This window comes from Phaeobacter sp. B1627 (assembly GCF_006265095.1).
Lineage (GTDB): Bacteria > Pseudomonadota > Alphaproteobacteria > Rhodobacterales > Rhodobacteraceae > Epibacterium.
In genome coordinates this window covers 120,665-138,568 of record NZ_VCNK01000009.1, presented here as the reverse complement: position 1 = coordinate 138,568, position 17,904 = coordinate 120,665, and the positions used below count along the sequence as shown (strand labels likewise).

Genomic DNA, 17,904 nt, shown 5'->3' with positions numbered 1-17,904 from the left:
TTCGAGTCCTCTTCTGGGCACCATACTCCCCCTACACAGTGCTGCATCTGTCACTAGGCAGCCTCTGTCGCTAGAGTGACCCTGACTTCAATTCAGGGATCTTCCACATGCATGCAAATCTCGACCACTGGCAGGAACGAGTCGATATGGCCGCGGCCTTCCGTTGGACGGCACGGCTCAATATGCACGAGGCCGTCGCAAACCATTTCTCGCTGGCGCTCAATGACGACGGCAGCCGGTTTCTGATCAATCCCAATCAGAGCCATTTTGCCCGCATCAAGGCCTCTGATCTGCTTGAGGTGGACGCCAACGACGCCCGCACGATGGATCGCCCGGATGCCCCCGATCCGACTGCATGGGGGCTGCATGGCTCGCTGCACCGGCTTTGCCCCCAGGCGCGCTGCATCATGCATGTGCATTCGATCCATGCCACTGTTCTGGCCTGCCTTGAGGACAGCCGCCTGCCGCCCATCGACCAGAATTGCGCGACCTTCTACAATCGCACGGTGATTGACGACGGCTACGGCGGGCTCGCCTTTGCGGATGAGGGATCGCGCTGTGCCGCCATGCTCACCGATCCGAAGGTCAAGGTCATGATCATGGGCAACCACGGCGTTCTGGTGATCGGCGAAACCGTGGCAGAGACGTTCAACCGGCTCTATTATTTCGAGCGCGCCGCAGAGACATACATCCGCGCCTTGCAAACCGGGCGCCCCCTTCGCGAACTATCCCCCGAGGTTGCGGAAAAGACCGCCCGCGAACTTGAGGACTACCCGGATGCTTCGGCAGCGCATCTGGCGGCGCTGAAGGCCATTCTGGATGATGAGGGCGCCAACTACGCCAAATGACCCCCGGTCCAGCACACATAAAGGCCCGTCACAAAAAAGGGGCGCCTCTGCGCCCCTTTCCGTCAATCGGTTCGCCGCAGCACTCAGGCCGCCGCTTCGCCGGGTTTCTTGCCGAGGATGATCATCGACAGAAGGTCGTCATCCGTCACATCCTCAATATCGACAGTGCCCACCAGCTGGCCGTTCTTCATCACTGACGCCCGGTCGCACAGCTGCATCACCGCATGCACATCGTGGTCGATCAGGAAGATGCCGATACCCTGTGCCTTCAGTTGCTGGATCAGCTCCGCCACCATCTGCGTCTCATGCGGGCCAAGCGCGGCGGTCGGTTCGTCCATGATCAGAATGCGGGCGTTGAAATAGACCGCGCGCGCGATGGCCACCGACTGCCGCTGACCCCCTGACAAGGCCGAGACGGGTTCATTGAACTTGCGAAAGTTCGGGTTCAGCCGGCCCATGATCTTGCGGCACTCGGCCTCCATCGCCGCATCGTTCACCAGACCGGTCGAGGTGACGATCTCCCGTCCCAGAAACAGGTTCGACGCCGCGTCGAGGTTATCCGCCAGAGCCAGCGTCTGGTAGATGGTTTCGATGTTGTGGCTGCGCGCATCGCGGGGGTTGGTGATCTCCACCTTGTCGCCGTTGATGCGAATTTCGCCGCTGTCCATCTGATATGCGCCGGAGAGCACCTTGATCAGGGTGGATTTCCCGGCCCCGTTGTGGCCCAGCAGACCGACGACCTCGCCCGGGTGCAGGTCCACGCTGACGCGGTCCACGGCCTTGATGCCGCCGAAGGACACAGAGATGTCATCCATTGCCACCATCGGTGTCGCGCCCTGGGCGCGGAGTTCCTTGGGAGTGGTCATTACTTGGCCCCCACACGTTTGCGATAGACAATATCGATAAAGACAGCCGCGACCAGCACCGCGCCCACAACGATGTTCTGAAACGGTGCATCAACGCCCACCATCGCCATGCCGGACTGAAGGCTCTGCATGATCAGCGCCCCGAGGATGGCACCGTAGATGGTTCCGAAGCCGCCGGACAGGGCGGTTCCTCCGATGACGGCCGCCGCGATCACCCGCAGCTCGTCCAGGGTTCCGATGTCGTTGGAGTGATTGGCCAGACGGGCCGAGGCGACAACGGCGGACAGGGCGCAGAGAAAGCCCATGATCGAGAACACCTTGACGGTCAGCAGGCGGGTATTGATGCCCGACAGCTCTGCCGCGTCCGGGTTGCCACCGGTTGCAAAGATGTAGCGCCCGAGGCGTGTGCGCCGCGCCACCACGGTCATGACGATTGCCACCGCGATCAGGATCAGCACCGAAATCGGCAGGCCGTAGCCCATGGTCAGCCCCTCTGGCATGACGTCGCCCCTGGCCTCGAACATGCGCTGGAGACGGCGGGTCGGAATGTCATAGGCGTTGAGCACCGCGACAAATCCAAGGATCGCGCCCGACACCACCAGCCCCATGACCACCTCGGCCCAGACCGGCTTGACCGGGAAATCATGCGCCAGCTTGGCGCGGCGGGCGTTCCACAGCACCAGAAGCGCCAGAACCGTCGCCACCAGCCCGAGGATCCAGCTGAGCGAGGTCCCGAGGGTCCCGTTGGTGCCGCCGAACATCATGAAGGTCGAGTCGAGCGGTCCGATCGTCTGGCCATCGGTCAGATACCAGGCCACGTTGCGCCACACCAGAAAACCGCCGAGGGTCACGATAAACGCCGGAATGGTCAGATAGCCAATCATCCAGCCGTGGAACGCGCCGATCAGCGTGCCGGTCACCAGGCCGACACCGACGGCCACAATCCATGTAATCGGGTGATTGAGCCCCAGACCCAGGACATGCGGTACGAATTCCGTCTGCGTCATGGCCATGACCGCCGAGCAGGTCGCCAGCAGGGCGCCAACGCTGAGGTCGATGTGACGGGTGACAATCACGAACACCATGCCGGAGGCCATGATCGCAACCGAAACCGTCTGGATCGTCAGGTTGAAAATGTTGCGTGGCGTCAGGAAACGCCCATCCGTAACCAGGTTGAACCCGATGCAAAGGATGATAAAGGCGCCAATCATTCCCAATAGCCGTACATCCAGCTCCAATTGCTGGAATATATTTCGCTTGTTTTGGGGAGTGACTGGCTGAGACGTGGTGACGGTCATGTCCGGCTCCAGTATTCAGCAATTTAAGTAGCGAGGGCGCCCGCGCCCCGGGAGGGTCCCGGAACGCAGGTCGGTGTTTTCAAGTGATCAGTTGCAAGGCGCCGGGCCGCCGGTCACACCCTGGCAGAGCGCTTCCTGGGTGATCCAGCCCGCGTCGACAACGGCGGACAGGTTGTCCTTGGTCACCGGAACCGGTGCGAGGAACTTTGCTGTCATGGTGGTGCCCGACGGAGAGGTCCAGGAGGTCGCCCCCTCGATCTCTTCCATGGCGCTGCCACCGGCCAGAGACACGGCGATTTCACCGGCTGCATGGCCGAGGTCGCGGGCATCTTTCCAGACGGATACGGTCTGGGTGCCCTTGGCAACGCGGTTCAGGGCAGCGTGATCGCCATCCTGACCGGAGACCGGGATACCTTCCATGCCCTGAGCTGTCAGCGCTGCAACAACCCCGCCGGCGGTGCCGTCATTGGAGGCCACAACCGCATCGACCTTGTTGTCATTGGCGGTCAGCAGCTGCTCCATGTTGCGCTGTGCGTTCGCAGGCAGCCAGCCATCGGTATAGGCTTCGCCGACGATGGTGATGTCGCCGCTTTCAACAGCCGCGTTGATGATCTCCTGCTGGCCACCACGCAGGAAGTCTGCGTTCGGGTCGGTCGGAGAGCCTTTGATCATCACATAGTTGCCCTTGGGCATCTTCTCGAACACTGCACGCGCCTGCATACGACCCACTTCGACATTGTCGAAGGTCAGGTAAAACGCGCGATTGTCTTCGATCAGACGGTCATAGGCGACGACCGGGATGCCTTCGTCAGCGGCGGCCTGAACAGCCGGGCCAATCGCCTGAGCATCCTGCGCCAGAATGATCAGAGCATCAACGCCCTGGGCAATCAGGCTTTCGATGTCGGACAGTTGCTTTGCAGAGGACGACTGAGCGTCAGCAGAGATATACTCGGCTCCGGCCTCTTCCAGCGCGGAAACGATAGCGGCTTCGTCTGTTTTCCAGCGCTCTTCCTGGAAGTTGGACCAGCTCACGCCGACGGTCAGATCCGCAGCGAAGGCCGAGGATGCAGCAAATGCACTAAGTGCGATAACGGAAAGTCCGTTCAGAAATTTCATATTTTCCTCCCTTGGCGTGCGGGCCAGTTTCTTCAGTGGTCCCGCACAGTGAGTCATGTGTAGCAATATTTTTTTTGAGTTTCAAATTAAATCATGTATCCTTTCCTCAGGGAGACGTTGTCGGGTTAATTGCAAGCTGCCATATAAAGGCATTGCAACCCTGTCCGGCACGGGAGGAGCATCAATTTGGCACGAGCAGGAAAGCTGTCGTCATCCGGCGATCAGCGCGAAAATGGACGTCAGCAAATTCTGGATGTGATTCGCAGTGCCGAACACATCGCCCGAATCGACATTGCAAAATCGACCGGCGTCAGCCCCGCCACGGTAACCGCGATCACCGCGGAATTGCTGGGGGCGGGCCTGATTGAAGAGGTCGCGCCAGAAGCAACCTCCGAAGCCCGGCGCGGCCGACCGCGCGTCGCCCTGAGAATCCGCGGCGCCGCGCATCGCATTGCCGGCCTCAAGGTATCGCATCATGTGATCTCCACCGTCATCACCGATTTTGTCGGCAACGAACTGGCCAGCCATGAAATGCCGCTGGTCAAGGGCTGTATGCCAGTCCCCGAGCTCTGCTCGCAGATCCGCCGGGCGCTGGAATTCACCTGCCAGAAAGGCGGATTCAGTATTGAGGACCTCTCCGGCATCGGGCTCGGACTGGCCGGTATGGTCGATGCAGAGCGCAGTTTCGTCTATTGGTCCTCATCCCTGATCGAGCGCAATGTCGATCTTGGCAAAGCGCTGGCCGAGGTGCTGCCCTGCCCTGTCTTTCTGGACAATGACGCCAATCTTGTGGCCAAGGCCGAACATCTCTTCGGCGAGGGCCGCACCTGCGACAATTTCATTGTCATCACCATCGAGCACGGGGTCGGTATGGGCATCGTGATCGACGGGCAGATCTATCGCGGCACACGCGGATGCGGCGCCGAATTCGGCCATACAAAGGTGCATCTCGAAGGGGCGCTGTGCCAATGCGGACAACGCGGCTGCCTTGAGGCCTACGTCGGGGATTACGCGCTTCTGCGCGAGGCAAATATATCCAGCGGCAGCGACCGTCACCACACGCTTGCCTCGTTGTTCGAGGCCGCCGAAAACGGAGACAGCATGGCCCAGTCCATTCTGGATCGCGCGCGCAGGATGTTTGCGATGGGGCTGGCCAATGTGGTCAATATCTTCGACCCGACGCGGATCATTCTTGCCGGGGCGCGCCTGTCCTTCGATCACCTCTATTCCGGCAAAGTCATCGATGAAATGCGCCATTGGGTCGTGCAGGTTGATGCCCCCCTGCCGGAGGTCATCGTGCATGACTGGGGCGATCTGATGTGGGCCAAGGGAGCGGCAGCCTACGGGATCGAGGAAGTCACGGCACAGACCGTCAAGGAATTCGTCCATGCGGCGGCCTGAAAAACTTGCCCTGATCGCCGCAGTACTGTCCGCACAGGCCGCGTTTTCCGAACAGGCCGCAATGGCAGATCAAACCGGCCCGACCTTCACCGCTGTTCCCCTTGCGGACCATATCTACGACGGAGGCTGGGAGCATTACGTCGGCGGCGGGCTGGCGGTTTTCGACTGCAACGGGGATGATTTGCCCGAACTTTTTGCGGCCGGCGGGGAAAACCCTTCGCAACTGTTTCGGAACACCACGGACTCCCGCACTGCGGCCCTGTCCTTTGTGCCGCAAACACCGGAGGCGCTGGCGCTGACCGGGGTGACAGGGGCCTACCCGCTGGACATCGACGGCGACGGCATCCTCGATCTGGCTGTTCTGCGGGCCGGGGCGGATGTGTTGCTCAAGGGGCTGGGGGCCTGTGATTTTACCCGTTTCGACAGGTTGGCCGTGACAGGTGATGATCGCTGGACCACCGGTTTCTCTGCCACTTGGGAAGCCGGAAATGATCTGCCGACTCTTGCGTTTGGAACCTATGTGGACCGTTCTGATCCCGATGGGCCGTTCGGCACCTGTGACGATACCCTGCTCTACCGGCCAGTTGACGGCAGCTATGGGGCGCCGCGCCTCCTGTCGCCGGGGTATTGCGCATTGTCGGTGCTGTTCAGCGACTGGAACAGAAGCGGGCGAGCCGATCTGCGGTTGTCAAATGACCGCCATTATTACGTGCGCGGCGGGCAGGAGCAGATGTGGGCAATGGAGACGGATCCGAGGCTCTATTCTGCCGAAGAGGGCTGGCGCCCCTATGCGCTGTGGGGCATGGGAATCGCATCGCGCGATATGAACGGGGACGGGTTACAGGACGTCTATCTGACCTCGATGGGCGACCAGAAATTCCAACTCCAGAGCCCGGCTACGGATGGCCCGGTCTGGGAGGATGTCACCTATGGATACGGCACCACGGCGCATCGCCCCTATACCGGCGGTGACGGACGCCCCTCGACCGGATGGCACGCCGCGTTCGGAGATGTGAACAACGATGGCCGCGACGATATCTTTGTCACCAAAGGCAATGTGGAGCAGATGCCGGATGCCGCTCAGAAGGATCCGAACAACCTGATGCTTCAACAGACCGATGGCACGTTTTCCGAGGTGGGCGAGGCGGCGGGCATCGCCAGCCTTCATCGCGGTCGCGGTGGCGCATTGGTGGATCTCAATCGGGATGGTCTGCTGGATATTGCCGTCGTCAACCGCCGCGCGCCGATGGAGGTCTGGCAGAACACCAGCGCGGCGGCCGGCAACTGGATCTTGCTGCAGCTCCGCGCCCCTGCCCCCAACACCCGGGCGATCGGCGCCTTTGTCGAGATCGATATTGACGGGCGCATACTCACCCGCGAAGTCACCGTCGGCGGAGGCCATGCGGGCGGCGACAGCGGCGATCTGCATGTCGGGCTCGGAGATGCAGAATCCGCCATGATCCGGGTCATATGGCCGGGCGGGCGCGCCGGGAACTGGCAGCGCGTGATGCGCAACCAAAGGGTGGTGCTGACGCCCTAGCGATCCACCGGCAGCCCACTGGGAACGGCATCGGGCACCCCCAGACGTCCGGCTGCAGCCGACTCATCCGTCAAACTGGACAGGAATGACACAATATCGGAAACCTCCGCATCGCTGAGGGAGAGCGTCGCGACGGTCGCGGCCGATATCAGGGCGGCCCGTTCGGGCGCGCTTTGGTGAATGCGCCAGTCAGCCGCGCCTTCGAGCATGGGCAGAATGGTCTGGTCGGGATCATAGCCCTGCAATGACCGGGCCGGATCCAGGTGGTGGCGCACCATCATCTCCAGCGTGGCAAACGCCCCGGAATGACCATAGGGCGCGGTGAGGGTCACATTCCGCAGTGACGGCGTGCGAAACGCAAAGGCGTCCTCGGAGGCTCCGGTCACGCGAAGGCGCCCCTCGTCGCGATTATGCGCTTCGAACCGGGCGGCCTTGCCGGGGCCAAGCTGCGGTACGGCAAGCGCATGAAAACCCTGATCGCTCTGTAGCCAGCCGCTGTGACACTGGCTGCACCCGGCCGCGCCGTAGAACAGATCCATCCCGCGGATAGCAGCCGACGGCAGGTCGCCCCGGCCTGCCATATAGACATCAAAGGGGCTGTTGTCTGCGCGCCATTCAAAGCGGATGAAATCGGCAAGCACATTGGCGATATCGGCAAAGGTGATGCGCGCGCCCTGACCCAATACCGCATCAAAGCGGGTCCGATACTCCGGGATATCCGCGATCCGGGCCGATATGCGGTCCCAGGCACCACCCGGCGTGGACAACTGGCCAAGCCGGACCGCCTGGGCCACGTCATTTTCGGAGTAATGCCCGGCCATTTCATCGGCAGACAGCACCGGGAACATCGCCTGCGCCGCCAGGGCATCGTCAAACCCCGATATCATATCCTCGCCCAGCGGAGTGCGTATGCCGCCGGGGTGATCCGGGTGGTCCTCCAGCCGACCGTCATGGAACATCACTGTAAATTCCGGAGCGCCGAGATTCCACAACCCCGGTGCATTTCGGGGAATACGCTGTTCCGGCGGGTTTTTCGGGTCCACGACGCGATCCGGGCCCAGACCTATCCCTCCCTCGCCAAGTCCGAGGGACACACCATCGCTGGTGCCGAATCTAGGGTGGTGACAGGTGGAGCAAGCGATATTGCGGTTGCCGGACAGGATCGGATCATAGAACAGCAACTGCCCCAACTCGACCGCCGCCATATCCGGCGCGGGAAAGACCGGACGCGGGCCAAGATCCGGCCGCTCGCCCGCCTGCAGGACAGGCGCGATGAGCACGGATGCAAGAAGGGCCAGGCACCGTATCATGATCATGTCGACCTGAATTCCAGCCGCAGTTTTTGACGGTATGGCCGGTCTGGTGTCGCGATCACATTGGGAAAATGCGCCTGGTTGACCGCATTCGGAAATCCCTGCGGCTCAAAACAGACGCCCATATCAGCGGCAATCCTTTGCCCCGGCAGACCACCGGAACTTGGCGTCAGCCCGGAGGCGGTATAGACCTGTCCGCCGGGCTGGTCGGTAAAGACCCGCATCTGCAGCCCGTCCGGAGCCGTCAGGGTCGCCACCGGCTTGGCCTGGTCCCGCCCTGATGCGAACACCAGATTGATGTCGCTGCCAAGGCGGTCCGGGTCCAGATCGCCAAGGGATTTGCCCAGACGCATGTCGAAATGCAGCCCGTCCAGAGCCGCGATTTCACCGTTCGGCACCGCGGTCTGGTCCAGCATCAAGTATCCCGTGGCATCGACCTGCAGCCGATGATCCCAGATCGGCCCGACCCCGCCCGCAAGATTATAGTAGTTGTGTTGCGCGAGGCTGACGGGCGTTGGCTGGCTGACGGTTGCGGTCATGTCATACTCCACCGCCATATCCTCCAGCCGCAGGACCACGGTGAAGTCCACCGCCCCGGGATAGCCGTTTTCGCCATCCGGAGAATGATAGGTGAGCCGAGCAGAGCCGTCCGGCAGCAACTCCATCTCCCATGGGACATGAGAGAGACCGCCGGGCCCGCCATGGAGTTGGTTGCATCCTTCGTTCTCCGCCAGCGACCAGACCCGCCCGTCCAGCTCGAACCGGGCGTCCTTGATCCGCCCGGCAACCCGGCCGGCGATCGCGCCAAGATAGTCGGGGTTTGCCAGATACTCTGCCGGGTCATCGAACCCGAGCACGAGCGGTCGGTCCGCGCCATTGTGATGCAGGCGCAGATCACGTGTCACGGCCCCGACGTTCAGCAGACTGAGCGAGAGCCCGCCGCTGCGCAGCCGGGCCTCCTGCAGCCGGTGCCCGTTGTATATCCCGTGATCAATGATCTGCGCCGCAGTCATTCAGACGAACCTGTTGAGAACGTTCTCAAGATATTCCTGCCGGCCGGAGCGCGGCTTGGGATTGATACCGCCCGCTTCGACCTTGGTCACCATATCCTCCAGCGTCAGCTTGCCCGAGAGCATATCCTGGGCATCCGGGCGCTGCCAGCCGGCGTAGCGGTCGGTGACAAAATCGTCCATCGTGCCATCTTCGATCATCGCGGCTGCGGCTTTCAATCCGCGGGCACAGATATCCATCCCGCCCACATGGGCGATCAGCAGATCCTCGGGATCGATGGACTGGCGGCGCAGCTTGGCGTCGAAGTTGGTGCCACCGGTGCTGAAGCCACCGTGTTTGAGGATGTGATAATAGGCCAGCGCCACCTCCGGGGTGTTGTTGGGGAACTGGTCGGTATCCCAGCCGGACTGGTAGTCGTTGCGGTTCATGTCGACCGACCCGAAGATGCCCAGCGCCTGCGCCATGGCGATTTCATGCTCGAAGGAGTGACCTGCCAGAATCGCATGCCCCTGTTCGAGGTTCATCTTGACCTCGTTTTCCAGCCCATGCCGTTTCAGGAAGCCATAGACCGTCGCGGTGTCATAGTCATACTGGTGCTTGGTCGGCTCCTGCGGTTTCGGTTCCACCAGAATCGCACCCTTGAAACCAATCTTGTGCTTGTATTCGACCACCATATTGAGCATCCGACCCAGCTGCTGGTCTTCTTGCTTGAGATCGGTATTCAGCAGCGTCTCATAGCCTTCGCGACCGCCCCACAGAACATAGTTCTCACCGCCGAGGCGATGGGTGGCATCCATACAGGTCTTGATGGTCGCGGCGGAGAAGGCAAAGACATCCGGGTCGGGGTTTGTGGCCGCGCCGGACATGAAGCGCGCGTGGGAGAACAGGTTTGCGGTGCCCCAGAGCAGCTTGACTCCGGTCTCTTCCTGCTTCTTGGCGAAATAGTCGACGATCTCGTTCAGGTTGCGCGTGTTTTCCGCGAAATCCGCCCCCTCGGGACGCACATCAGCGTCGTGAAAGCAGTAGAAGGGCGACTGCAGGAGGGTGAACATCTCAAACGCAACGTCAGCCTTCAGCTTTGCGGCCTCGATGGTGGTGTCAAACCACGGTCGGTCAAAGGTCTGGCCGCCAAACGGGTCACCGCCCGGCCAGACGAAGTTGTGCCAGTAGCAGGTGGCAAACCGGAGGTGGTCTTCCATCCGCTTGCCAAGGATCACCTCGTCGGGATTGTAGTGCCGGAAGGCCAGCGGATTTGTGCTGTCGGGGCCTTCGTATTGGATTTGCGAAACGTCGCCAAAGAAACCTGTGGTCATGTCATCAGTGCTTTCATGTTTGGATAAAGCGCGCGGTAGGTGGCGTAGGAGGCCTCGAAGGCCTCCGCCAGGTCCGGGCGCGGATCTACGGTATGAGAGGTCGGCGGTGCGGTCATGACGCCTGCGAGATCGGCGCCATCGGCCACCATGGCCAAGCGTGCCGCCCCGAGCGCGGCCCCAAATTCACCTTTGTCCGGAATGTCGAGCGGAATGCCCAGCACGGTCGCAAGCGTTTCCACCCAATAGGGCGATTGCGTGCCGCCGCCCACGGCCAGAAGCCGGGTGAGATTTGTCTGCGTGCCCTTCAGCGCCTCAAGGCAGTCCCGCAGGGCGAAGGCGACGCCCTCCATCACTGCCTGGGTCAGCTCGGCCGGGCCGTCACCGATATCAAGGCCCACGAAACTGGCCCGGATACGGGCATCGTTATGCGGTGTGCGTTCGCCCGACAGATACGGCAGGAAGGTAATCGACGACGGGCGATCGATCCGCTCGGGCAGCAGTCCCGCCAGCGTTGCGGGTGTTTGCCCGACGGTACGGGACAGCCAGTTCAGGCAATCGGTTGCCGCGAGAATGACGCCCATCTGATACCAGGTGTCCGGTACCGCATGGCAGAATGTATGCACCGCCGAAGCCGGGTCAGGCAGGTATTGCGACTTTGCCGCCAGCAGGACACCGGAGGTGCCGAGGCTCACAAACCCCTCTCCCTCGCGAAAGCAACCAGCGCCGCATGCCGCCACCGCGTTGTCACCGCCGCCACCGGCAACACTGACCGGCCCCCGGATGCCCCACTCCTGCTGCAGGACAGCGCGCAGCTCACCGCCGGGCGCGGACCCTTCGACAAGCTCGGGCATTTGATCGCGGCGCATGCCGGAGGCCTCCATCAAAGGCTGTGACCAATCCCGCGCGCCGACATCCAGCCAGGACGTGCCGGCGCTGTCGGACATGTCGGAAATGAAAGCGCCCGTCAGCCAGTACCGGAGGTAATCTTTCGGCAGGAGGACCTTGTCGACCTGTGCAAAGATCTCCGGCTCGTGCGTTTTGACCCAGGCCAGTTTCGGCGCGGTAAACCCCGGAAAGACGATATTTCCCGAAAGCTCCCGCACGCCCGTGATGCCATCGAGCGCTGCGGCTTCCTCTGCGGAGCGCGTGTCATTCCAAAGGATGCAGGGCCGCAGGACCTCGCCTGCCTTGTCCAGAAGGGTCGCGCCATGCATATGGCCGCTGAGACCGATGCCCCGCAGCCGCGCCAGTTCACCGGGATGTGCGGAGCGCAGCGCGCCAACGGCGCTCTTGCAGGCCGTGATCCAGTCCTGCGGGTCCTGCTCACTCCATCCGATCTGCGGGTGCGAAACCCCATAGGTTGCATCTGCCACGCCAATAACGTTGCCGCCCTCATCGGCCAGCAACGCGCGCAGCCCCGACGTTCCCACGTCAAGACCCAAAAACATAGTCACTCCTCCCAGTCGCCACCTGCGCACAGCCCTAGGGGTGTACACATATTTATTTCGGCTGGTAAAATAAAAGCAGAGTTGGAAATCCCTGTCAATCTGTCGGACGTTGAATTCATCAGATCCTGCCCCACAGCTGCAGCCAGCAGTAGCCCGTCCCCGGTCGGTCCGCCCGTGCTCGGGCCGACCACCCGCCTGTTGAGTTCACGGGCCAAAGCCCCTATGTCCAGTGCATTCCAAAACGGACAAAGCTCAAAACCGAGGACAGGCACGTGGCCACGCAACTTTATCAGCGCGATCTACCCGACGATCTGGATCTTGGAGATGTGGTGGCGATCGATTGCGAAACCATGGGGCTGAACCCGCATCGGGACCGGCTCTGCGTTGTGCAGCTGTCCGGTGGGGACGGCAACGCCCATGTGGTGCAGATTGCCAAAGACCAGAGGGAAGCTCCCAACATTTCCCGGCTCCTTGCTGATCCCAAGGTGCTGAAACTGTTCCACTATGGCCGGTTCGACATCGCGGCGCTGTTTCACGCGTTTGGCACATTGGCGGCGCCCGTCTACTGCACAAAGATCGCCAGCCGCCTCGTGCGCACCTATACCGACCGGCACGGATTGAAAAACCTGACGCAGGATCTGCTTGGGCTGGATCTCTCCAAACAGCAACAAATGAGCGATTGGGGCGCGGAAACGCTCACCCGCGCGCAACAGGATTATGCGGCCTCGGACGTTCTCTATCTGCACAGGTTGCGGGTCGAGCTGGACAAGCGGCTGGAACGCGAAGAGCGGCTGCACCTGGCGCAGGCCTGTTTCGATTTTCTCCCGACCCGCGCGAAACTGGACCTTGCCGGCTGGCCTGATACAGATATCTTTGCCCATTCGTGACAAATCGCACGACACATCGCAGGGCCGCACCTGTCCCGCAGCTTTCATGAAACCCGGCAACAGGATGGCCAAAAGATGGATCGCTACTCACGCATCATTGCCCTCCTGAAGGTTGTCCTTCCGCTCGCCGCCGTGGCGCTGTTGTCGACGCTGTTCCTGATTTCCCGGCAGGTCGAAACCCGCCCGGTCATCCCCTTTGCTCAGGTCGACATAGATGACCGGCTTCGGGGTCAGCAGGTCACGGCGCCCTTCTTCACGGGCACCACGGAAGCTGGTCATGAAATCACAATCGCCGCTGCCAAAGCCTTCCCGAGCAGCGATTTGGGAACCGCGTCCGCGACCGATCTCGAAGCCGAGATTCGCACCACCGAAGGGCGGAGCATCCTGCTGCTGTCGGATTCGGGCGCGCTGCAGCCGGATACGAACAGCGCGACGCTGACCGGCAATGTCCGCATTCTGACAACCGACGGCACCAGAATTGAAACCGAGACACTCGAAGCGGAATTGAGCGGCAGCGAAGCCCGCAGCCCCGGCAGCATCACCGCCACCGGCCCGATCGGGGACTTTACCGCCGGATCTATGCGGATCTTCACAAAATCGAAGAACGCGCCCGTGCATATTGAGTTCACGAATGGCGTAAAGCTGGTGTACGATCCCGCAAAAGCAGAAAGATAAAACGTGCAACGACCAGCAATCGCTTTCATTCTCGGCCTTGTCGCCCTGTCTCTCGCACCGCCCGCCACCGCGCAGGGCACCGAAATTTCGTTTGGTGTGCTCAAAACCGACATCTCCCAGCCAGTGGATGTCACCGCCGATGCGCTCGATATGAATCAGGAAGACGGCTCTGCCCTGTTCAAGGGAAATGTTTTGATCATACAGGGGCAAATGCGGCTCAGCGCCGACAGTGTTTTGGTCATCAACAAGACCGAAGGCAGCGGGATCAAACGATTGGAGGCCCGCGGCAATGTGGTTTTGGTCAGCGGAACAGACGCCGCCGAGGCCGGTGAAGCGGATTATACCGTCGACAGCGGCCTGGTTGAGCTGCGGGGCAGCGTGCTGCTGACACAGGGAACCACGTCGCTCGGTGCGGAGCATATGGTGGTCAACCTTGCGACCGGCAATGCGACCCTCAGCGGACGCGTCCGCACCACCCTATCCGGCGGCGACAACAACTGATGGCACGCCCGGAACTGACAGTCACACCCGGAACCGCCGGGCTGCGCGTCGATAAAATGCGCAAGAGCTATCGCAAGAAAGTCGTGATCCGCGACGTGTCGATGGAGCTCAATCGCGGCGAGGTCGTCGCGTTGATGGGGCCGAACGGGTCCGGCAAGACGACCAGTTTTTACACGATTGCGGGGCTTGTTTTCCCGGAAGCCGGCAGCGTCAGCATTGACGGGCAAACCGTGACGAACCTGCCGATGTACCGGCGCGCCCGGCTCGGCATCGGGTATCTGCCTCAGGAAATGTCGATTTTCCGCGGCCTGTCCGTCGAAGATAACATTGCGGCCGTGCTGGATATTACCGTTTCTGATGAACACAAACGCCGCGAACGCCTCGAAGAACTGCTGTCCGATTTCTCCATCGAACACCTGCGTCGCGCACCGGCATTGGCCCTGTCCGGCGGGGAACGCAGGCGGGTGGAAATTGCCCGCTGTCTCGCGGCAGATCCGAAATACCTGCTTCTTGATGAACCATTTGCGGGCGTCGATCCGATCTCGGTCGGCGATATTCGAAACCTTGTCGCCGAGCTGAAGACACGTGGAATCGGTGTTCTGATCACAGATCACAACGTACGCGAAACCCTCGAAATCGTGGACCGGGCCTATATCCTCCATGACGGGCAAGTGCTGATGTCCGGCACCCCGGAAGAAGTGGTCGAGAATGAAAATGTCCGTCGAGTCTATCTTGGTGATAATTTTCGCATCTCTTAACCCGTCTTTTCGCAAGTTTCCGCACATCTGACCCTGCAACAGGATGCGTCGCGAACAAATGCAAATGGATTTGCATTGACTCCGACCGGGGATTGTCATGGAATTGTCGCATGGCAAATGTGCATCCCGTCGCAGTCACCCAATTGGCCCTGTGCTCAGGACCATCGGAACTGCTTGCTTCACATTCTGCCCATCCTTCCTGGCTATCGTAGTTCTGTGACCACGCAACACCTGCGTCAGGTCGCATCGAGTCAGGCATAACAATAAGGAGATCACATGCGTTACAAAGTCAGCGGAAAACAGATCGACATCGGCGAATCTCTCCAGACTCACGTGGAGACGGAGTTGAGTACAGTTCTAGAGAAATACGCAGGCCGACCCACCGATGCTCAGGTCGTCTTCTCCCGCAACGCGCATGAATATGTCTGCGAAACCATCGTTCACCTTTCAACCGGCCTGACCTGTCAAGCGAGGGCGCATGCCACTGAAATCTATGCAGCCTTTGATGGCTGCCTGGAGAAAATGGACAAGCAGCTCAGGCGATACAAGCGGAGATTGAAAGATCACCACCGCGACCGGAGCGAGCCTGTTGAACTTATGGGCGCCAGCTCGTATATCCTCGCCTCTGAAGAGGTAGGTTCCGAGGTAGAACCAGAAACGTTGCAGCCGATCATCGTGGCCGAGATGGAGACCAAGATCCCGTCTTTGTCCGTCGGCGAAGCTGTAATGCAGATGGAGCTGGCCGGATCGCCTGTTCTGGTGTTCAGAAATGACGCCAAATCCGGATTAAACGTGGTGTATCGACGCGAAGATGGCAACATCGGGTGGATCGATCCCTAAATACAATCGAAGGGGCCCGGAAAGGCCCCTTCACCCCGAATGGAGCAGTACCAATGCAGATTTCGAACATCCTCAAACAAGAGGCCGTACGGGTTATTGGTGCTGCCTCCAGCAAGAAACGCCTGTTTCAGGAAATCGCCGAAGTCGCAAATTTTGCGCACCAACTTGATGCGCAGAGCACCGTCGAGGCGCTGCTGGACCGCGAGAGCCTTGGTCCGACCGGTGTCGGACACGGTGTCGCCCTGCCCCACGCCCGTCTCGGCACGGTGGATCGGGTCGTCGGCGTGTTTGTCTCACTTGAAAAGCCGTTGGATTTCGGCGCGGTCGACCGTCAGCCGGTGGACATCGTTTTCGCCCTATTTGCTCCGGTGGATGCGGGCGTGGAACACCTCAAGGCCCTTGCGCTGGTGTCCCGCACCCTCCGGGAACAGAATCTCTGCACCAAGCTCCGCGCAAATCCGGATCCTACGACGCTCTATACTATTTTGACGGAGAACCAGTCGGTCCAGGCCGCCTGATCACAGAGGGCGGGCCCTCTCTCTGAGCGCGCCTGAGGACATCTGCACCGGAGCAGTCCCGTCCCCTATATCTTTGCGCTGTTGTTGAGTCGCTTGTGGTGAACTGCTCCTTCACCACGGGCTTTTGCTTTTCTGTAGGCCGCTCAGCGCCATGGACCATAGCCAAAAGTCAGATAATCCCTTTGGTAAACAGACTGGCACAGAGCCTCCAGCTCCGCGTCGTAAATCCCACTCAACGCATGGGGATGATCCGCTTCCGCCCGAGGTGCGGGGGCCGGATTCATTCTGCCGAGCTTTCGCGCCAACCAGGGAAGATCTTCGGTCATGTCCTCCTCACGCAGGATCAGGTCCGGCATGGCCAGTTCGGAAAACCCACAGAGAACCTGCGTCTGGCTGGCCCAGTTGGGATCAATTCTCACAGAGGTCTGCCCGGCGAGATTCGCCTTCAGGAACATCAGAAATTGCTCAAAGGCCAGTCGGTGCTGAGGCCGGCTATAGGTTTCGTCAACAGCGTGCTCGGGTATTTCCAGGTTGAAACGACGGCGCAGGGTGTCGCGAATTTTGCGCAGGCTTCCAGGACCGTTGGACAGAATTTTCGTGCAAAACACAGTGTGCGCCCGCGCCAACGGATGGCGCACAACGGTAAAGCTGCGATGCCCCGGATTACCGCGCCGCCATTGCCGAAGCTGCTTTTGGTTCATTTTTGAAATCAACCCGTCGGGCGAAACGCTGTCGAGGCTTCCCATCCAGCCGGTCACCGGATCCTCAATCCCGTTGCGCACCGGCAGATAGAGGATTGGCGTCACCACACCTGCCACATAGCCCGGCACGGCCGGCCCCCGGCGGGGCTCAAAGTTTGGTGTCCGCGACAGGTTGAATCGGTCCAGACCGGTCAGCGCATCGATCATGACATCGGGATTGCTCACCTTGGACACAACCGGTTCCGGGTTCTGACGTTTCAATTTGCTGTCCAGCCCCTCAAGCCGGGCCGGTACACCAAGCCATTTGGCCAGACCATTCATGACATCAACGTCCTGCAGGTCTTCGTAGGCCAGATAGAATCCGGTCTGACCCGAGCATTGAAGACGATTGAGCAAAGTCACCTGAAAGGCCTGCAGGGTTTCGACATGGGCGCTGAACTCTTCCGCATCGAACTGTGCCTTTGCATCCTTGCGACGGGCAACATTGGTCAGCTTCCACTGGCCCGTGCTCCGGGCGATCTTCCACGAAACATAGCTGTCCAGAGGGTTCCGCGTCAGGATGATCTTGCCGATCGACGGATCGTCAAGGATCGCATCCAGAACCCGCGGATCGTGATCGTGAAAATACCGGAACCCGGCCACTGCATCGGGCTGGCGCTGGATTTCCGCAAGCAGCCGATGAGGATCGTTTTCCCGCATCTTTTGCGTAATCCCGAGAACCTCGGTGCGATTGGGGTATCCGATGAAATGCGGGTTGAACGCTTCACCATGACACATGACGCCATCCATCGCGTTCAGGTTGGCCTCGAGAAAATTTGAACCCGTCCGCATTTCGGCGAAGATGACAAAGCATGAAAAGGTGTCGGCCAT

At 60.7% G+C, this 17,904-nt stretch carries 17 protein-coding genes; 9 read left to right on the top strand and 8 right to left on the bottom strand.

Annotation, left to right across the window (positions count from 1 at the left end):
• Positions 1–107 precede the first annotated feature (107 nt).
• Complete coding sequence (locus FGE21_RS06590) at positions 108–848, top strand: class II aldolase and adducin N-terminal domain-containing protein (RefSeq protein ID WP_139662502.1); 741 nt, start codon at positions 108–110, stop codon at positions 846–848.
• Positions 849–931: 83 nt separating this feature from the next.
• Here FGE21_RS06590 and FGE21_RS06585 read toward each other — a convergent pair whose 3' ends face one another.
• From FGE21_RS06585 to xylF, 3 genes are all read right to left on the bottom strand, one after another.
• A complete protein-coding gene (locus tag FGE21_RS06585; protein WP_139662501.1) occupies positions 932–1,714 on the bottom strand; it encodes an ATP-binding cassette domain-containing protein in 783 nt (260 codons plus the stop codon).
• Entirely contained in the window at positions 1,714–3,012 is a 1,299-nt protein-coding gene (locus FGE21_RS06580; RefSeq protein WP_139662500.1) for a sugar ABC transporter permease, read from the bottom strand. The genes FGE21_RS06585 and FGE21_RS06580 overlap by 1 nt, the downstream gene beginning before the upstream one ends.
• 87 nt (positions 3,013–3,099) lie before the next feature.
• The gene (xylF, locus tag FGE21_RS06575) at positions 3,100–4,128 is read right to left on the bottom strand and encodes a D-xylose ABC transporter substrate-binding protein (protein ID WP_139662499.1); all 1,029 of its coding nucleotides are present in this window, start codon (positions 4,126–4,128) and stop codon (positions 3,100–3,102) included.
• 186 nt (positions 4,129–4,314) lie between these two features.
• On the opposite strand from xylF, the gene FGE21_RS06570 reads away from it, so the two are divergent.
• The gene (locus tag FGE21_RS06570) at positions 4,315–5,529 is read left to right on the top strand and encodes an ROK family transcriptional regulator (RefSeq protein ID WP_139662498.1); all 1,215 of its coding nucleotides are present in this window, start codon (positions 4,315–4,317) and stop codon (positions 5,527–5,529) included.
• Positions 5,516–7,069, top strand: coding sequence for a CRTAC1 family protein (locus FGE21_RS06565; protein WP_370285502.1), 1,554 nt, complete (start codon positions 5,516–5,518; stop codon positions 7,067–7,069). Before FGE21_RS06570 ends, FGE21_RS06565 begins: the two co-directional genes overlap by 14 nt.
• Here the strand turns inward: FGE21_RS06565 and FGE21_RS06560 are convergent.
• From FGE21_RS06560 to xylB, 4 genes are read right to left on the bottom strand one after another with little or no spacing between them, the layout of a single operon-like run.
• Positions 7,066–8,379, bottom strand: coding sequence for a cytochrome-c peroxidase (locus FGE21_RS06560; protein WP_139662509.1), 1,314 nt, complete (start codon positions 8,377–8,379; stop codon positions 7,066–7,068). The two genes, FGE21_RS06565 and FGE21_RS06560, sit on opposite strands and share 4 nt — an antisense overlap.
• 2 nt (positions 8,380–8,381) lie before the next feature.
• Positions 8,382–9,395, bottom strand: coding sequence for an aldose epimerase family protein (locus tag FGE21_RS06555; protein ID WP_139662497.1), 1,014 nt, complete (start codon positions 9,393–9,395; stop codon positions 8,382–8,384).
• Positions 9,396–10,706: a xylose isomerase gene (gene xylA / locus FGE21_RS06550; protein WP_139662496.1), complete on the bottom strand. Its 1,311-nt coding sequence runs from the start codon at positions 10,704–10,706 to the stop codon at positions 9,396–9,398.
• Positions 10,703–12,154, bottom strand: a complete 1,452-nt coding sequence (gene xylB, locus FGE21_RS06545; protein WP_139662495.1) for a xylulokinase — start codon at positions 12,152–12,154, stop codon at positions 10,703–10,705. The genes xylA and xylB overlap by 4 nt, the downstream gene beginning before the upstream one ends.
• Before the next feature lie 272 nt (positions 12,155–12,426).
• On the opposite strand from xylB, the gene FGE21_RS06540 reads away from it, so the two are divergent.
• From FGE21_RS06540 to FGE21_RS06515, 6 genes are all read left to right on the top strand, one after another.
• Entirely contained in the window at positions 12,427–13,041 is a 615-nt protein-coding gene (locus FGE21_RS06540; protein ID WP_139662494.1) for a ribonuclease D, read from the top strand.
• A 75-nt stretch (positions 13,042–13,116) separates the two neighbouring features.
• The gene (lptC, locus tag FGE21_RS06535) at positions 13,117–13,716 is read left to right on the top strand and encodes an LPS export ABC transporter periplasmic protein LptC (RefSeq protein ID WP_139662493.1); all 600 of its coding nucleotides are present in this window, start codon (positions 13,117–13,119) and stop codon (positions 13,714–13,716) included.
• Between the two features lie 3 nt (positions 13,717–13,719).
• Complete coding sequence (locus FGE21_RS06530; protein ID WP_370285501.1) at positions 13,720–14,217, top strand: LptA/OstA family protein; 498 nt, start codon at positions 13,720–13,722, stop codon at positions 14,215–14,217.
• Positions 14,217–14,975 (top strand): LPS export ABC transporter ATP-binding protein, encoded by a 759-nt coding sequence (gene lptB / locus FGE21_RS06525; RefSeq protein ID WP_139662492.1) that lies wholly within the window; start codon positions 14,217–14,219, stop codon positions 14,973–14,975. Before FGE21_RS06530 ends, lptB begins: the two co-directional genes overlap by 1 nt.
• A gap of 276 nt (positions 14,976–15,251) precedes the next feature.
• Positions 15,252–15,815: a ribosome hibernation-promoting factor, HPF/YfiA family gene (gene hpf / locus FGE21_RS06520; RefSeq protein WP_139662491.1), complete on the top strand. Its 564-nt coding sequence runs from the start codon at positions 15,252–15,254 to the stop codon at positions 15,813–15,815.
• 53 nt (positions 15,816–15,868) lie between these two features.
• Complete coding sequence (locus tag FGE21_RS06515) at positions 15,869–16,333, top strand: PTS sugar transporter subunit IIA (protein ID WP_139662490.1); 465 nt, start codon at positions 15,869–15,871, stop codon at positions 16,331–16,333.
• A 143-nt stretch (positions 16,334–16,476) separates the two neighbouring features.
• Here FGE21_RS06515 and FGE21_RS06510 read toward each other — a convergent pair whose 3' ends face one another.
• Positions 16,477–17,904 carry a sulfotransferase family 2 domain-containing protein gene (locus FGE21_RS06510; RefSeq protein WP_139662489.1) on the bottom strand — a complete coding sequence of 476 codons (1,428 nt, stop codon included), beginning with the start codon at positions 17,902–17,904 and terminating at the stop codon, positions 16,477–16,479.

What these genes read in the sequence shown, in the direction of transcription:
- hpf (WP_139662491.1), top strand. Translation starts at nt 15,252, where the DNA reads ATGCGTTACAAAGTCAGCGGAAAACAGATCGACATCGGCGAATCTCTC.
- FGE21_RS06590 (WP_139662502.1), top strand. Translation starts at nt 108, where the DNA reads ATGCATGCAAATCTCGACCACTGGCAGGAACGAGTCGATATGGCCGCG.
- FGE21_RS06565 (WP_370285502.1), top strand. Translation starts at nt 5,516, where the DNA reads ATGCGGCGGCCTGAAAAACTTGCCCTGATCGCCGCAGTACTGTCCGCA.
- lptB (WP_139662492.1), top strand. Translation starts at nt 14,217, where the DNA reads ATGGCACGCCCGGAACTGACAGTCACACCCGGAACCGCCGGGCTGCGC.
- lptC (WP_139662493.1), top strand. Translation starts at nt 13,117, where the DNA reads ATGGATCGCTACTCACGCATCATTGCCCTCCTGAAGGTTGTCCTTCCG.
- FGE21_RS06510 (WP_139662489.1), bottom strand. Translation starts at nt 17,904, where the DNA reads ATGGCCGACACCTTTTCATGCTTTGTCATCTTCGCCGAAATGCGGACG.
- FGE21_RS06585 (WP_139662501.1), bottom strand. Translation starts at nt 1,714, where the DNA reads ATGACCACTCCCAAGGAACTCCGCGCCCAGGGCGCGACACCGATGGTG.
- FGE21_RS06560 (WP_139662509.1), bottom strand. Translation starts at nt 8,379, where the DNA reads ATGATACGGTGCCTGGCCCTTCTTGCATCCGTGCTCATCGCGCCTGTC.
- xylA (WP_139662496.1), bottom strand. Translation starts at nt 10,706, where the DNA reads ATGACCACAGGTTTCTTTGGCGACGTTTCGCAAATCCAATACGAAGGC.
- xylF (WP_139662499.1), bottom strand. Translation starts at nt 4,128, where the DNA reads ATGAAATTTCTGAACGGACTTTCCGTTATCGCACTTAGTGCATTTGCT.
- xylB (WP_139662495.1), bottom strand. Translation starts at nt 12,154, where the DNA reads ATGTTTTTGGGTCTTGACGTGGGAACGTCGGGGCTGCGCGCGTTGCTG.
- FGE21_RS06555 (WP_139662497.1), bottom strand. Translation starts at nt 9,395, where the DNA reads ATGACTGCGGCGCAGATCATTGATCACGGGATATACAACGGGCACCGG.
- FGE21_RS06580 (WP_139662500.1), bottom strand. Translation starts at nt 3,012, where the DNA reads ATGACCGTCACCACGTCTCAGCCAGTCACTCCCCAAAACAAGCGAAAT.
- FGE21_RS06515 (WP_139662490.1), top strand. Translation starts at nt 15,869, where the DNA reads ATGCAGATTTCGAACATCCTCAAACAAGAGGCCGTACGGGTTATTGGT.